Below are 14,143 nucleotides of genomic sequence, written 5' to 3'. Positions count from 1 at the left end.
TTAGAGCCCCGGTGAAGCCAGCAGGATAAGCGCGCCGCCGGCTGCAATAGCAACACCATAGGGTAAAGGGCCCCCTTGGCGGAAACGCCTCGCCTCCACAGCCATGATGCGACGGAAGGGATGCCGCCCGCCGGACCGGCGGGGGCGGAGCGCCAGGCGGCGCCCGGCGATATAGGCAAGGCCCAGGACGCCTCCGGCCAGCACCGTGGCCAGCAGGAAATCCCAGCTTGCATAAGGCGGCAGCCCGATTGCGACGGCCGCGGCGAGCTTCACGTCACCCCCGCCGAGCCATCCGCGGACAGCCAGGACCAGGAGTGCCAGGAAGAGCAATGCGGCGGTCGCGAGCGACCACAGAAGGGGGGACCATCCCACGCTCAGGCGAAGGGCAATGCCGATCGCGGCGATCGAGAGGGAAATTTCGTCCGGGATTATGCGCGTTGCGATATCCCGCCACGCGGCAAGGACAAGCAATGCGACCAGGACCACAGAGGCGAGGAGGTGCATATCACCAGATGCACCAGCCTCAGCTCTTAGGAAAGCCGCGATCGCCAACCCGCGGCCTGGGCCGCGGGTTGGTCGAGGCGGAACACTTCAATCAGCCGGCGAGGGGCTTACCAAGGGTCCCGAAGATGTCGCTCAGGCGGGTGCCGAGGGCGCCGGCCGCGATGCCGACGACGAGCACGATGCCCGTGGCGAGCACGGCGTATTCGGCGGCGGTCACGCCCTTGCGATCGTTCAGAGTCTGGACGGTGGCGGCATAGGTGGCGGCAATCAGGGTGCGGATCATCGTTTGGGTCCTCTTTCGATAAGGGCTGTGACCAACCGCGCTCCCGTTTTGGATTGCGGCCAACTGCGTGCATCAGACAGTCAAATTCTCGCTGGAGGTTGTTTGCCATCCAACGAATGCAACTATTGCGCGAGTTTTCGCCTGAGTCAACAAAGATTAACGCCTGGATCTTACGCCGGAGCCTGCCGATATGCGCCTGGCGAAAGGCACCGATTTCAGCGGCATCCCAGCAGAAATCGGCCTAGAACAAGGCCTTCAAGGCAGCTCGATGCCGCCGCGCAGGGCGCCCCGCATAGATTTCGCGTCCTGCGTGTGGCGCGGGGCGCAAAGGAAACGAAACCGTGAATGCAACCCGCCCCGCCCAAGTAACCAAATCGCCCCAGGCCGGCGGTCGACGACGCCCGCTGGGCCGGCGCGGCGCCACCACGGTGGAATTCGCCCTGATCGGCGGCCTGGTCGTGATGCTGCTGCTCGGTTGCCTGGAAATCGGACGGTATCTGTTCACCGCCGAAGCCGTCCGCAGCGCGACGGCCGAGGCGGTGCGCCTCGTGACCCTGCGCGGCAGCCAGAACCTCAATGCCGGCTCCGCCGCCTGCACCAACCTCACCGGCGCCCTGTCGGGTGCCGCGGCGAAGACGCCCTATCTGACCCCCGCCTCACTCTCCGTGACGATGAGTGGCTGCGCCAGCCAGGCGGGCGTGACGACTGTCGCCATCTCGGTGCAATACCCCTTCACCTTCATCGTCGATGTATTCGGGGCGCGGAGCCGACCCATTCGGGAAACGGCGCAGGCCCTGTTCAATTGAGGCGGGGTCGGGGCTGCGGCCGCAGGTGAGTTTGAGAATGACTCGCATTGACTTTTTGGGGTTTCGATGATGCTCTGGGGCAAAGGAGTCCCCAGCCATGCTCACCCGCCGCCTCATCCTGACCGCCGCGCCGGCACTTCTCGCCTTCGACGGCACGGCCCTCGCCACCGTGGGCGGCCTGCCGCGCACCCTGCGCGATCCCGTCCTCGGCGATATCCCGATCTGCCGCGGCGGCGCCACCCGCGTACAGTACATGCAGGGCCGCGAGAGCAATGACCCCGCCGCCGCCGATGCCGCGCTGCTGGAAGCGCTGGGGCTGATGGAAGGCCATATGCTGATCGGCCGCGCTTTGGTCGATGCCGGCGAAACCCGCCTCGGCCTGCCGCATTTCGGGCACCCGGTCAGCGAGCTCTACACCTGGCTCGAACCCCGCATCGCCACCCGCGGCGCCCGGCCGTTCGAGGCCGAGTTGATCGCCCTTGAGGCCCGCGCCAAGGACGGCGCCAAGGGCGCGGCCCTGGCCACGGTGTTCGAGCCCGCTTTGGCCGGCGTCGCCGCCCTGCGCGCCACCATCGCCCCCGAGCGCGCCGCCAGCCAGCGCTTCCGCATGGAGCATGTCGCGACCATGCTCGGCGCCGTGGCCGATGATTATGGCGAGAGCATCGAGCGCGGCCGCATCGCCAATGTCCTTGAGTACCACGACAGCGCCGGTTTCCTGCGCTACGCGATCGCCACCGCCGCAAAATGGGGTGGCGAGCCGGGCGCGCCCGCCGTCTGGGGCTCGGCCCTGTCCGAACTCGAGACCGTGCGCCAGACCGCCTATCCGGAGCTGCTGCCACCGCCCCGCCCCCCGGTTTCGATCAGCGCCGTCCGGGCCCGCGCGGCCAAGGTTCGCAGCTTTGCGGAGCAGATCTGACATGTCGGCCATGCGCCCACTTCTTGCCGTGCTGCTCCCCGCTCTGCTCGCCGCCGCCCCGCTCGCGGCGCAGGAGATGGAGCTCGCGCCCGGTGTCACCCTCGGCGGCAATCTTGAGGTCGAGATGGACCTCGACGTGCTCGGCCGCCGCGGCGCCAGCCGCGCCCATGCCAGCGCCTACAACAAGACCGCGCTCGGCCTGTATCTGAACCTGCCGGGCGGCTTCACCGTCAATGGCGTGTTCAAGTTCGAGCCGACCGACCGCGAGCGCAGCGCCGCCGATCGCGGCTTCGCCGACCAGGCCGCCTGGGTGGATGAGCTGACCCTCTCCTGGGTGCAGGGACCGCTGGAGCTGTTCGGCGGCAAGATCCATCCCCGCTTCGGCTTCGCCTGGGACCGCGCGCCGGGGCTCTACGGCACCGACATCGCCGAAGGCTATGAGCTGGCCGAGAAACTCGGCTTCGGCGCGCAGCTCGCCTGGTCCGACCTGGCCGGGCTGACCGCCGCCTATGGCGAGCATGATCTGCGCTTCGAGATGTTCCAGGCCGACCGCAGCTTCCTCTCCGAATCCGGGGTCTCTCCGCGCTATGCGACGGTCGACCCGCAGACCGGGGACATGCGGTATCTGTGGCGCAACCGCCGCTCCACCGGCGGGGCGGACAATACCCGGGGCACCAACAACTGGGTCGCCTCGGCGGCGGGCCATGGCATGCCGCTGCCGCTCGGCACGCTGGACTATACCCTCGGCTATTCCTCGCGCCGCGCGGGGGATGACAGCGTGGAGGCCGGGACCGCCGCGACCGAGACCGGCACCGTCGCCGGCCTCGCCTGGGAAGTGCCCCTGCCCTTCCGCGTCACCGCGACCCCGCTGGTCGAATGGACGCGGCTGGACAATGCCGATGGGGTGCGCGATGCCAAGCGCGATGTCGTGACCGCCGGGATCGAGGTTGCCAGGCGCCCCTTCACCGTGGCCTATGCCTATGCCGTGCAGCGCGACACCGGGCCCACGCCCTATGATGCCACGCAGCACAGCGCCTCTGTCTCCTATGACCTCGGCAATGCCGCGGAATTCCTGAAGGGCTTCGAATGGACGGTCGGTTGGCGGCGTCTGCGGGAAGACGGGGTTTCGGCCAATGATTTCGGCACGCAGCTGGTCTATGCCGTCCGCTTTTAGGCGGGCGCGCCTGCCGCTTGTCGCCGTGCTCGCCCTGCTCTCGCAGGGCGCCGCCGGCGACGGCCCGCTCCCCCCCGGCAGCCAGATCGACCCGCCGCACGACCGCGTGGCGGCGATCCGCATGTCCAGCGAACTGGCCGGCGGGACGCAGTCGCCGCTGGTCGCCCTGGGTGGCGCGGCCTTCGCATCGCCGCTGCTTTATGGCGCCGCGGCGCAGGCGGCCGGCATCTCCTGCAATGCCTGTCACAGCAACGGGCATGTGAACCAGAGCTTCAACATCCCGGGCTTCTCCGGCCATGGCGGCAGCTTCGATGCCACCAGCGGGCTGTTCAATCCGCGCGCCGACAATCATGTGCACGACCCGGTCGATATCCCGAGCCTGCGCGGCGTGCGCTTCCGCGCGCGCTTCGGCCGCGACGGCCGCTTCGGCTCGCTGCGCGAATTCGCCCGGCATGTGATCGTCGATGAATTCGGCGGGCCGGAGCCGGCGCCGCTGATCCTCGATGCGCTGGCGGCCTGGATGTCGGAGCTGGAGTTCGTCTCCAACCCGCGCGTCGGCCCGCTCGGCGACCTGGCCGAGAACGCGACCCCAGCCGAGCACCGGGGCGAGGCGGTGTTCAACCAGCCCTTCGCCGGCCTCGGCGGGCTGGCCTGTTCGAGCTGCCACATCCCCTCGGCGGGGTTCACCGATGGCCGCGCGCATGATGTCGGCACGGGGGGGCGCTACCTCACCCCGACCTTGCTGAATTCCAGCAGCTCCGCGCCCTATTTCCACGATGGCAGCGCGCCCGACTTCGCCGCCGTGGTCACGCGATTCGACGATCGCTTCGGCCTTGGCCTTACCGAGGAGCAACGGGCGGATCTGCGCGCCTATCTGGACGCCATCGGCGATGGCGAGGATGTCTGGGAACCGCCGAGCTTTCGGCGCGACATGGCCGAACTCGCGGTCTGGGTCGATCTGCTCGACTCCACGCTGCGCGGGCACGAGGTGGTGCTGACGCGATTTGTCGCTGACACCGTCAGGCATGATTTGCAGCGCGTGGCGCGGTCCTGGCCGGAGGGCGATACCTCCAACCGCGCCGACCGCAAGCGCGAGCCCTTCGATCCGGTGCGGCTGTCAGCCCTGCTGGAGGTCCTGGCGACCAAGGCCGAGGCCGGGGACGCCGAGGGCGGCCTCGCGGCGCTCAACGCCTATTACGCGATGGCCGAGAAGATGGTGGCCAATTACCCGCGTGGTGGCGTCACGCATTAAGCCGGTCAGCGCAGCGCGTCGCTGGCCTCCAGCAAGGCGTCGGACACGATCGCGCTGACCGCGCCGATCGAGGGCATCTCCGCCGGCGGCACCGCGGGCAGCAGCACCAGCAGGCGCCCGAGATCGGTGGTCATCGCCGTCGCCGCCGGCAGATCCACGCCTTGCAGCACCGAAACGCCGCGCTCGGCCAAGGCCCGCGCCTCGACATAGGCGGCGCGATCGGCCAGCCGCCCGCACTCCAGCGCCGCGCCATAGGCGTCCAGCGCCGCCGCGGTCATCCGCGCCGCACGGCCGAGGCGCTGCAAGGGCGTGCCGGCGCCCGGCATGGCGGCCAGGCCAGAGGCGATCGCGGCCTCCGCCCCCGCGCGCGCCGCAGCATCCGTGGGTGCCGCGGCGAGGGGGGCCATCGCGGCCTCCAGCGCCGCATTGCGATGCCCGCGCCGGGCGAGATGCGCGGGGCCCTCATCCGTGGCGGCGCCGGTCAGGATCTCGGCGCTTTCGGTGTCGCCGGCGGCGCGCGCGGCGGCGGCGCCGGCGATCTGCGCGGCCATCAGATCGAATTCCAGGGCCAGATCTTCCTCGGTCGCCACGGTGCCCTCGCCCGACTCCCCGGCCTCGCCCGCGCCACCGGTCTGGAGCATCGGCTTTTCGCAGGCGGGGGCCGCCTTGCCGTCCTGCGCGAGCGCGGGCCCGGCGGCGAGGACGGAGAGGCCGAGACCAAGCCAGAGTCGGGGACGGTAGGTGGTCATGTCGCCTCGGAGTTGCGAAGGGTTCGCGGTATACTACGCCCGATCAAACCAAGGGCCAACGCCGATGCTGCTGCCGATTGCCGATGTGCTGGAGGCGGCGGCGCTGGAGCGGCTGCGCAAGGTGCTGGCCCGCGCCACCTGGCGGGACGGGCGCGCCACCGCGGGGGCGCGCGCCGCCGGGGTCAAGGCCAATGAACAGGCCGATGGGGACGACCCCGCGACGCGCGCCGCCGCCGTGGAGCTGGAGGCGAGCCTGCGCGCCCATCCCGTCTTCGCCGCCGCCGCCCTGCCGCTGCGGATGACGCGGCCGCTGTTCAGCCGCACCCCGCCGGGCGGTGGCTATGGGCGGCATGTGGACAATGCGCTGATGGGGCGCGGCGGGGCGACGATCCGCACCGATCTCGCCTGGACGCTGTTCCTCGGCGGCCCGGTCGGCGGCGGCGCGCTGGTGGTGGAGACGGCCGGCGGCGAGCAGGAGATCGCGCCGCGGCCGGGGCTGCTGGTGCTCTACCCCGCGACGCATCTGCATCGCGTGGCACAGGTCGAGAGCGGTGAGCGCCTCGTCGCGGTCGGCTGGGTGCAGAGCCGCGTGCGCGACGCGGCCCAGCGCGCCCTGCTGTTCGACCTGCATCTGGCCGAGCATGGCGGCGAAGATGCCGCGCTGCGCCTGCAACTCGCCCGCGCCAACCTGCTGCGGATGTGGGCGGAGAGCTAGCCGCGCCAGCCCGGGCATTCGCGATCGAGGCGCCGTAGCAAGGCGGGCCATTCGCGCTCGCCCTGCGGTGCGGGCTGGTCCTCGAATTGCCGCGCGGTGAGTTCGCAGACCTCGGGCGGGGGCAAGGGCAGCGTGGCGCCATCGGCCATCGCGGCAAGCTGCACGGCGGCCGCGCGTTCAAAGTAATGCGCGAGGATGAAGGCCTCGGGGATGGTGCGGCCGCAGGTCAGCACGCCGTGGAAGCGTAGCAGCATGGTGTGGTGCTGGCCGAGGTCGGCGATCATCCGCTCCCGCTCGCCGAGGTTCAGCGCCAGGCCTTCATAGCCATGCAGCGCCACGCGGTTGAAGAAGCGCATCGCGAACTGGCTGAGCGGCAGCAGCCCCTCGGGCCGCGCGGCGATGGCGACCGATGCGGGGGCGTGCGTATGCATCACGCAATCCACCTCTGGCCTGCCCATGTGGATGGCAGAATGGATCACGAAGCCCGCGGCATTGGCGTCATAAGGGCTGTCGCCGATCTTCCGCCCGGCATGGTCGATCTTCACGAGGCTGGCGGGGGTGATCTCATCGAAGCCGAGGCCATAGGGGTTGAGCAGGAAATGCTCCGGCTCCCCCGGCACCCGGGCGGAGATATGGGTGAAGATGAGGTCGTCCATCCCCATCAACGCGACCAGGCGATAGGCGGCGGCGAGGTGCAGCCGTGCCTCCGCCTCGGTTGCCGGCGCATGGGCGGTGACGCCGGCGATGCTGTCGCGGACATGGCCTTGGGCGTCGGCATCGAACATCGGGGGGCTCCGTCAAGGGATGGCACACCGATTGCTTACCGAAACCTCATTCTTCTGCATACGAAAATTCTCGTATTGCATGCGATCCGTGAGGCGAGGCGATGGACATCCTTCTGCTGCACCCAGGTTTCGGCGTCGAGATCGCCGGCATCGACCTCACCGGACCGGTGAGCGCGCCGCAATGGCGCGCGATCCTCGACGCCTTCCACACCAAGGGCGTCGTGGTCTTCCGCGCCCAGGCGCTCGACGAGGCCGCGCATGTCGCCGTCAGTCGCCGCTTCGGCGACTTGCAGACGCATGTGCTGACGCAGTTCCTGACCACGCCCCATCCCGAGATCTACGTCCTCTCCAACGCGCTGCGCGAGGGCAAGCCGATCGGCAACCACAAGGAAGGGCTGAACTGGCATTCGGACTGGTCCTACAAGGCCGAGCCCGCCGTCGGCTCGATCCTGCATGGCCGCGTCTGCCCGGCCGAGGGCGCCGATACGCTCTTCGCCTGCATGCATATGGCCTATGAGACGCTGGACGAGGCGACGCGGACACGGATCGACGGGCTCTTCGCCACGCACAGCTATGCGACCTACTACGACCGCGCCTTCGCCGACCGCGCGCCGCTGACGGAAGCACAGCGCGCCGCGACGCCGGATGTGATTCATCCCTTGGTACGACTGCATCCGGGCAATGGCCGCCGCGCGCTCTACATCGGGCGGGAGGTGGTGAAGGAGATCATCGGCCTGGACCCCGAGGAGGGGGCCGCTTTGCTCGACCGGCTGAACGCGCATGCGGTGCAGGCCGCGCATGTCTATCGCCACAAATGGCAGGAAGGCGATCTGGTGGCCTGGGACAATCGCAACACGATGCACCAGGCGACCGACTACGACGACAGCACATACATCCGCATCATGCATCGCACGACGCTGGCCGGCGAACGGCCGGTCCCGGCGACACCGATGGTGCGTGCGGCGTGAACGCCGAGCCCGTCCCCCATCCCAGCGCCGAACCGGAGTCACCGCCCATGCATCGCCGCACGCTGCTCGCAACGCCCCTCGCCGTCCTCGCCGCCCCCCGCATCGGCCAGGCGCAGGCACTGACCCCTGTGACCCTGCGGCTGAAGTGGCTGCCGCAGGCGCAGTTCGCCGGCTTCTACCTTGCCGTCGAACGCGGCTACTATCGTGAAGCAGGGCTCGATCTCAGCATCAGCCCGGGCGGGCCGAACCTGCTGACGGAAAACCTCGTGGCCTCGGGCAGCGAGCAATTCGGCCTCTCCGGCGGCACCGACAGCGTGTTCTCCGCACGCGAGAAGGGCCTGCCGATCACCTGCATCGGCGTGGCACACCAGGTCACGCCCTTCGTCTTCGTCGCCAAGGCCGATGGCCCGGTGAAGACGCTGGAGGATTTCCGCGGCAAGAAGGTCACCGCCTGGTTCACCGGCGCGCATCTGGTGCTGTTCGGCATGCTCGCCAGCCGCAACATCCCGCGCGATGCGCTGAGCATCAGCCCGCAGCAGGTCTCGATCACGCCCTTCATCAATGGCGATACCGATGTCTGCGCCGCGACCTGGTACAATGAGCTGAACACCATCAAGGCGCGCATCGGCGGCGCGGACAAGCTCAAGCTCTTCGTCGCCGAGGATTACGGCATCACCGTTCCGCGCGACACGGTGATCGTGAACGAGGCCTTCGCCGCCGCCAATCCCAATGCGGTGACGGCCTTCCTGCGCGCGTCCATCCGCGGCTGGAAGGCGGCGAAGGCCGAGCCCGCCGCCGCGTTGGAAGCGGTGATGAAGATCGTGCCGACCTTGGATCGCGCGCATCAGATCGCGATGCTGCCGGAAGTGCTGCGGCTGATGGAGGCAGGTGCCGCGGCACAGCAGGGGCTGTTCGTCATCGACCCCACCGCGATCAAGAAGGCGCATGACTTCTTCGTCGAGCAGCAGGTGCTGAAGGCGCCGATCGATCTCGCCACCGCCTTCCGCTCCTCCTTCCTCGAAGCGATCCCGCTGGCCGACCGTCTGGCATGACCGAGGCCGCCGGGCTGCTCGATCCGCATCTCACCGTCGGCACGGCGCCGGCGGGGCGGGAGAAGCTCGGGCTGCGCGGCGTTTCGCGGCATTTCGGGGCGGTCCATGCGCTGGACCGCATCGATGCCTCCATCCCCGAGGGCGCCTTCGTCACGCTCATCGGCCCCTCCGGCTGCGGCAAGAGCACGCTGTTCAACATACTGGCGGGGTTGCTGGAGCCCGATCCCGGCGGCAGCGTCGCGCTGGATGGCATGGTGGTGCCCCCGGGCGGGCTGCTCGGCCGCGTCGCCTTCATGCCGCAGCGCGACCTGCTGCTGCCCTGGCGCAGCGTGCTGGACAACGCGATCCTCGCCGCCGAGGTGCAAGGCCAGCCCAAGAAGGAAGCCCGCGCGCTGGCACGCGAGATGGCGCGCGACTTCGGCCTCGCGGGGTTCGAGGACCACTTCCCGCAGCAGCTTTCGGGCGGCATGCGCCAGCGCGTGGCGCTGATGCGGACCTTCCTGTTCGACCGCGACGTGATGCTGCTGGACGAGCCCTTCGGCGCGCTGGATGCGTTGACGCGCTCGCTGATGCAGCGCTGGCTGCTCGACATCTGGTCGCGCTATCGCCGCACCATCGTCTTCATCACGCATGACATCGACGAGGCGATCTTCCTCGCCGACCGCGTGCTGGTGATGGGCGCGCGCCCGGGGCGCATCCGCATGGATCGCGCCATCGACCTGCCGCGTCCGCGTGCCGCCGCGCTCATCACCGCGCCGGAGTTCACCGCCATCAAGCGGGAGCTGCTGGAGGTGCTGGAGGAGGAGAGCCTCAAGACCTTCCAGGCCGGGCAGAGGTGAAGGCGCTCGCCCTCCTCGCCCCCCTGGCGCTGATCGCCGCGGCCTGGGAGGGGTCGGTCGCGCTCTTCGCCATCAGCCCCTTCTACTTGCCGCCGCTGCGCGATGTGCTCGGCGCCATCGGCGCGAATTGGCAGGCGTATCAGGCGGCGTTCCTCATCACTTTGCTTGAGGCGGTGGTGGGATTTGTCGCAGGCGGGCTCGTGGGTGTCGGCAGCGGCATCGTCTTCGCGCATGCGCCGCGGTTGAAGCAGATGGTGCTGCCGATCTTCATCGTCTCGCAGACCGTGCCGGTGATCGCCTTCGGCGCCATCATCGTGTTGTGGTTCGGCAATACCTTGGCGGCCAAGGCGGCGATCGCCTTCTACCTCACCTTCTTCCCGGTCACGGTGAACACGCTGGCGGGGATGGAGGCGGTCGATCCGCGCCAAATCGCCCTGCTGCGCAGCTTTGGCGCGGGGCGGCGGGCGCTGCTGTGGAAGCTGCTGCTGCCATCGGCCTTGCCGCGCATCTTCACGGCCCTGCGGCTCTCGGCCGGCCTCGCGCTGGCGGGCGCCATCGTCGGCGAATGGTTCGGCGCGGTGCAGGGCGTCGGCGCGCTGCTGCTGGCGGCGATGTTCAACGAGCAGATCATCGCCCTCTGGGCCGCGATCATCCTCGCGGCGGCCGTCGGCGGCGCGCTCTTCGCGCTGGTCGCGGTGATCGAGGCGCGGCTGCTGTTCTGGCGGGAGGAGCTGTGACCGCCGCCCTGCGCGGCCTCGCCGGCGGGTTGATCCTGCTGCTGGGGTGGGAGGCCGCGGTGCGCCTCTTCGCCATCCCGCCCTGGATTCTGCCCGCCCCCAGCGGCATTCTCGCCACCACCTGGACCGCCCGCGCCGGCTTGCTGCCGGCCGCGGGGATGACGCTGGCCGAGGCGACCGGCGGCTATGCCATCGGCGCGGTGCTCGGCATCCTGCTCGCGATCCTGCTGTCCCAGGCAGCGATGTTGCGGCGGGTGCTGCTGCCGGTGGTGGTGATCATCAACTCGGTGCCGGTCGCGGCCTATGCGCCGCTGGCCCTGCTGTGGTTCGGCACTGGCGCGACCTCCAAGGTCATCATGGTCGCCTTCATCGTCGGCTTCACCGTCTTCCTGAACGCGCTGGATGGGCTGACGCGGGTGGACCCCGCCGGCATCGCGCTGCTGCGCAGTTTTGGCGCGGGGCGGCTCTCGATCCTGTGGCGGCTGCGGCTGCCTTCGGCGCTGCCCGCCATCGCGGTCGGGCTGCGTGTCTCGACCGTGCGCGCCATGATCGTGGCGATCGTGACGGAGATGCTCGGCAGCCAGCTCGGCCTCGGCTGGACCATCTTCGAGGCGGTGCTCCAGATCGATTTCTTGCGCGTCTGGGCCGCGATCCTCGTCGCCTCGGTGATGAGCCTCGCCTTCTTCGGCGCCATCACGCTGCTGGAGCGGCGCGTGGTGTTCTGGAAATGAACGCGGCCTCAGCCCGCCTTCTTCATCATCCGCAGCAACACCAGCGCATCGCGTTGCAAGGTATCCAGATGCGCGCGGGCACAGCGCGCGGCAAGCGGGCCGTCGCCGGCCTCGATCGCCTCGCGGATGCCGGCATGCTCGGCGTTGGATTGCGGCATGATCCCCGCGCGCCAGGTGACGCGGCGGCGCCAGGGCTCCAGCCGGCGGCGCAGCGCCAAGGTCTGCTCGGCCAGGAAGCGATTGCCCGCGGCCTCGGCGATCGCGTCGTGGAAGCGGTTGTTGGCGTCCAGGAACGCCTCCATCGCGCCGCGCGCGGTCGCGGCCACGCAGGCCTCATGCGCCGCGAGCAGGGCCGCGCGATCCACCGGGCGTGCCCGCAGTGCTGCGAAGGAGGCGCAGGCCGCCTCCAGCTCCGCCATGGTCTCGAACATCTCGATCAGCGCCTCGCCACCCGGCTCGGCCACGAAGGCGCCGGCATGGGGGCGCAGCTCCACGAGGTTCTGCGCCGCCAGGGCCTTCAACGCCTCCCGCACGGGGGTACGCGAGACGGCGAAGCGCGTCGCCAGATCCATCTCGTCCAGCCGCATGCCGGGGGTCAGCGCGCCGCCCAGCAGGTCCTGTTCCAAAGCCGCACGCACACGTTCCGCCGCCGTCACGCCAGCCCCCTTTTTGTCCGCGGCCATTGTATGCCACAGACGCTATATCGCATACAATTCACCTGACTCCGAGAGAGCTTCATCATGGACCTCCAGCTTCGCGGCAAGACCGCCCTCATCACCGGCGCCTCCAAGGGCATCGGCCGCGCCTGTGCCGAGGTGTTTGCCGCCGAGGGCTGCGACCTGCATCTGGCCGCCCGCAGCGCCGCGCCGATGGAGGAAGCCAAGGCCAGCCTCGAAGCCCGCCACGGTATCCGCGTCACCGTGCATGCGCGCGACCTTTCCGATGATCGCGCGATGCATGCGCTCGCCGATGCGGTCGGCGACGTCGATATCCTGGTCAACAACGCCGGCGATATCCCGGCGGGCCCGATCGATGTGGTGGATGACGCCGCCTGGCGCCGTGGCTGGGATCTCAAGGTCTTCGGCTACATCAGCCTGACCCGCGCCTATTACGCGCGGATGAAGGCGCGCGGCCATGGCGTCATCGTCAACGACATCGGCAATTCCGGCGAGAATTTCGATGCACGCTACATTGCCGGCTCCTCGGGCAATGCGTCGCTGATGGCCTTTACGCGGGCACTCGGCGGCACGTCGCTGGATGACGGCATCCGTGTGCTGGGCGTCAATCCCGGGCCGGTCGCGACGGATCGGATGATCAAGCTCATGAAGCGCCGCGCCACGGATTGGTATGGCGACGACAGCCGGTGGGAGGAGCTGTTCGACAAATACCCCGGCAAGCGCCCCGCCAGCGTCGAGGAAGTCGCGGATCTGATCCTGTTCCTGGCGAGCCCGCGCGCCGCCTATATCACCGGCACCATCGTCACCATCGATGGCGGCATCGCCTCGCGCGGCAGCATCATCTGATGCGCAGCCTGCCCCCGCATGAAATCCGCAACCGGCATTTCGACGCGCTGACGCGGGATGAGGATCTGCTCTGGCTCGGCCAGAACACCAATCATCTGCCGCCGCCCGCGCCATGAACGACATCCCCGAATTGTTCTGAGGCTCCCCCCATGCCGCATATCACCACATCCGATGGCACCAGGCTCTGGGTCGAGGAGGCCGGCAGCGGCACCCCGATCCTGTTCATCCATGAGTTCGGCGGCGATCATCGCAGCTGGGAGCCGCAGCTTCGCGCCTTCGCCCGCCGCCATCGCTGCATCACCTATGGCGCGCGCGGCTACCCGCCCTCGGATGTGCATGCCGATCCGGAACGCTACAGCCAGGCCATCGCGGTATCCGATGCGGTGGCGGTGCTCGATGCGCTCGGCATCGCCAAGGCGCATATCGTGGGCCTGTCCATGGGCGGGTTCTGCGCGCTGCATTTCGGGCTGGCGCAGCCCGATCGCGCGCTCTCCATCACCGCCGCCGGCGCGGGCTATGGCGCCGAGAAGCAGCATGAGGCCTATTTCCGCGGCGTCTCGCTGGCCGTCGCCGATGGCTTCGAACAGCAGACCGCCGGGGTCTTCGCCCGCACCTATGCCCTCGGCGCATCCCGCGTGCAGTTCCAGAACAAGGACCCGCGTGGCTGGGCCGAGTTCGCGGACCAGCTCGGCGAACATTCCACCGAGGGGTCGGCCGCGACCATGCGCGGCGTGCAGGCACGGCGGCCCTCGCTCTATGATCTGGAGGACGGCTTCCGCGCGATGGACCTGCCGGTTCTGGTGATGGCCGGGGATGAGGACGACCACTGCCTGCAACCGGCGCTCTACCTGAAGCGGGTGATCCCGCGCTGCGGCCTCGCGGTCTTCCCCAAGACCGGCCACACGCTGAACCTGGAGGAGCCGGAGCTGTTCAACCGCTTCCTCGCCGAATTCATCGCGACGGCCGAAGCCGGCCGCTGGGACCGCCGCGACCCCCGCGCCAACCCGGCCGAGGTGATGAAGACCTCATGATCCTGGACGGCGAGCGGCTCTGGCAGCGGCTGCACGCGCTGTCGCCGCAGGAGGCCGTGGCGAAGCGATGTTCTGATG

At 69.3% G+C, this 14,143-nt stretch carries 17 protein-coding genes; 12 read left to right on the top strand and 5 right to left on the bottom strand.

Annotation, left to right across the window (positions count from 1 at the left end; all coding sequences use genetic code 11):
• Together C8P66_RS06170 and C8P66_RS06165 are read right to left on the bottom strand one after the other, a co-directional pair.
• Complete coding sequence (locus tag C8P66_RS06170; protein ID WP_111397275.1) at positions 1–504, bottom strand: A24 family peptidase; 504 nt, start codon at positions 502–504, stop codon at positions 1–3.
• Positions 505–595: 91 nt separating this feature from the next.
• Positions 596–787, bottom strand: coding sequence for a Flp family type IVb pilin (locus C8P66_RS06165; RefSeq protein ID WP_111397274.1), 192 nt, complete (start codon positions 785–787; stop codon positions 596–598).
• Positions 788–1,128: 341 nt separating this feature from the next.
• Between C8P66_RS06165 and C8P66_RS06160 the strand changes: the two genes are divergently transcribed.
• From C8P66_RS06160 to C8P66_RS06145, 4 genes are all read left to right on the top strand, one after another.
• Positions 1,129–1,593 (top strand): TadE family protein, encoded by a 465-nt coding sequence (locus C8P66_RS06160; protein ID WP_211314039.1) that lies wholly within the window; start codon positions 1,129–1,131, stop codon positions 1,591–1,593.
• A gap of 97 nt (positions 1,594–1,690) precedes the next feature.
• Complete coding sequence (locus C8P66_RS06155) at positions 1,691–2,509, top strand: hypothetical protein (protein ID WP_111397273.1); 819 nt, start codon at positions 1,691–1,693, stop codon at positions 2,507–2,509.
• Between the two features lies 1 nt (position 2,510).
• The gene (locus tag C8P66_RS06150) at positions 2,511–3,683 is read left to right on the top strand and encodes a hypothetical protein (RefSeq protein WP_111397272.1); all 1,173 of its coding nucleotides are present in this window, start codon (positions 2,511–2,513) and stop codon (positions 3,681–3,683) included.
• A gap of 25 nt (positions 3,684–3,708) precedes the next feature.
• On the top strand, positions 3,709–4,935 hold the full coding sequence (locus C8P66_RS06145) for a cytochrome c peroxidase (protein WP_158537116.1): 1,227 nt from the start codon (positions 3,709–3,711) through the stop codon (positions 4,933–4,935).
• A 5-nt stretch (positions 4,936–4,940) separates the two neighbouring features.
• On the opposite strand, the gene C8P66_RS06140 is transcribed toward C8P66_RS06145, so the two are convergent.
• The gene (locus C8P66_RS06140; RefSeq protein ID WP_111397270.1) at positions 4,941–5,684 is read right to left on the bottom strand and encodes a hypothetical protein; all 744 of its coding nucleotides are present in this window, start codon (positions 5,682–5,684) and stop codon (positions 4,941–4,943) included.
• Between the two features lie 64 nt (positions 5,685–5,748).
• Between C8P66_RS06140 and C8P66_RS06135 the strand changes: the two genes are divergently transcribed.
• Positions 5,749–6,399, top strand: coding sequence for a Fe2+-dependent dioxygenase (locus tag C8P66_RS06135; protein WP_158537115.1), 651 nt, complete (start codon positions 5,749–5,751; stop codon positions 6,397–6,399).
• On the opposite strand, the gene C8P66_RS06130 is transcribed toward C8P66_RS06135, so the two are convergent.
• Positions 6,396–7,184, bottom strand: coding sequence for a class II aldolase/adducin family protein (locus tag C8P66_RS06130; protein WP_111397268.1), 789 nt, complete (start codon positions 7,182–7,184; stop codon positions 6,396–6,398). The two genes, C8P66_RS06135 and C8P66_RS06130, sit on opposite strands and share 4 nt — an antisense overlap.
• Positions 7,185–7,285: 101 nt before the next feature.
• Here C8P66_RS06130 and C8P66_RS06125 point away from each other — a divergent pair, with 101 nt between their 5' ends.
• From C8P66_RS06125 to C8P66_RS06105, 5 genes are read left to right on the top strand one after another with little or no spacing between them, the layout of a single operon-like run.
• Entirely contained in the window at positions 7,286–8,152 is an 867-nt protein-coding gene (locus C8P66_RS06125) for a TauD/TfdA dioxygenase family protein (protein WP_111397267.1), read from the top strand.
• Positions 8,153–8,199: 47 nt separating this feature from the next.
• Positions 8,200–9,204 (top strand): ABC transporter substrate-binding protein, encoded by a 1,005-nt coding sequence (locus C8P66_RS06120; RefSeq protein WP_111397266.1) that lies wholly within the window; start codon positions 8,200–8,202, stop codon positions 9,202–9,204.
• On the top strand, positions 9,201–10,043 hold the full coding sequence (locus tag C8P66_RS06115; protein WP_111397265.1) for an ABC transporter ATP-binding protein: 843 nt from the start codon (positions 9,201–9,203) through the stop codon (positions 10,041–10,043). The genes C8P66_RS06120 and C8P66_RS06115 overlap by 4 nt, the downstream gene beginning before the upstream one ends.
• Positions 10,040–10,780 (top strand): ABC transporter permease, encoded by a 741-nt coding sequence (locus C8P66_RS24065; RefSeq protein WP_111397264.1) that lies wholly within the window; start codon positions 10,040–10,042, stop codon positions 10,778–10,780. Before C8P66_RS06115 ends, C8P66_RS24065 begins: the two co-directional genes overlap by 4 nt.
• Complete coding sequence (locus C8P66_RS06105; protein WP_211314038.1) at positions 10,777–11,511, top strand: ABC transporter permease; 735 nt, start codon at positions 10,777–10,779, stop codon at positions 11,509–11,511. The genes C8P66_RS24065 and C8P66_RS06105 overlap by 4 nt, the downstream gene beginning before the upstream one ends.
• An 8-nt stretch (positions 11,512–11,519) precedes the next feature.
• On the opposite strand, the gene C8P66_RS06100 is transcribed toward C8P66_RS06105, so the two are convergent.
• Positions 11,520–12,194: a GntR family transcriptional regulator gene (locus C8P66_RS06100; RefSeq protein ID WP_111397263.1), complete on the bottom strand. Its 675-nt coding sequence runs from the start codon at positions 12,192–12,194 to the stop codon at positions 11,520–11,522.
• A 57-nt stretch (positions 12,195–12,251) separates the two neighbouring features.
• Here C8P66_RS06100 and C8P66_RS06095 point away from each other — a divergent pair, with 57 nt between their 5' ends.
• Positions 12,252–13,034, top strand: coding sequence for an SDR family oxidoreductase (locus C8P66_RS06095; RefSeq protein ID WP_111397262.1), 783 nt, complete (start codon positions 12,252–12,254; stop codon positions 13,032–13,034).
• Between the two features lie 149 nt (positions 13,035–13,183).
• The gene (locus C8P66_RS06090) at positions 13,184–14,065 is read left to right on the top strand and encodes an alpha/beta fold hydrolase (RefSeq protein WP_111397261.1); all 882 of its coding nucleotides are present in this window, start codon (positions 13,184–13,186) and stop codon (positions 14,063–14,065) included.
• Positions 14,066–14,143 lie beyond the last annotated feature (78 nt).

Source organism: Humitalea rosea (assembly GCF_003253705.1).
Lineage (GTDB): Bacteria > Pseudomonadota > Alphaproteobacteria > Acetobacterales > Acetobacteraceae > Humitalea > Humitalea rosea.
Note: the sequence above shows the minus strand (reverse complement) of the source record. Positions and strands in the feature narration are given on the sequence as shown.